At 48.6% G+C, this 545-nt stretch carries 1 protein-coding gene; it reads left to right on the top strand.

The annotated features are described in order from the left end of the window. A partial coding sequence (locus R7Q46_RS29585) for an alanine:cation symporter family protein (RefSeq protein WP_318078639.1) occupies positions 1-545 on the top strand: 545 nt, incomplete at both ends.

Here is a 545-nt window from a genome sequence, read left to right as displayed (position 1 = left end):
TCTATTCGATCATGACACGCTTTGTGCAGATTCGTCATTTCTTTGAGATGTGGCGCTTGCTACTTTCGGGCAAAAGTTCAACCAAGGGGATCTCATCATTTCAGGCGCTTGCCGTTTCGCTATCTGGCCGTGTAGGTACAGGTAACATTGCCGGTGTTGCTGCGGCTATCGGCTTTGGTGGCCCTGGCGCCGTATTCTGGATGTGGGTTGTTGCCTTCTTTGGCGCAGCAACAGCATATGCAGAATCCACTCTCGCTCAAATCTACAAAGAAGAAGATGAAGGTGAATTCCGTGGCGGCCCTGCTTACTACATCGAAAAGGCAATGGGGCAAAAATGGTACGCATGGATCTTTGCTATCTCGACCATCTTTGCGTGTGGTGTGCTACTTCCTGGCGTTCAATCCAACAGTATTGGTAACGCGGTAGAAGCAGCATTTGGCTCTGGTGACATGATCGAAACCGCTATTGGTACCTTCAGTTTTGCTAAAATTTTCACTGGTACGGTTGTCTGTGTCATTCTTGCCTTCATCATCTTTGGTGGCGTA

The sequence above is a fragment of the Vibrio sp. 811 genome, assembly GCF_033339195.1.
The sequence above is the reverse complement of the archived record's forward strand: the minus strand, read 5'-3'. Positions and strand labels throughout refer to the sequence as shown.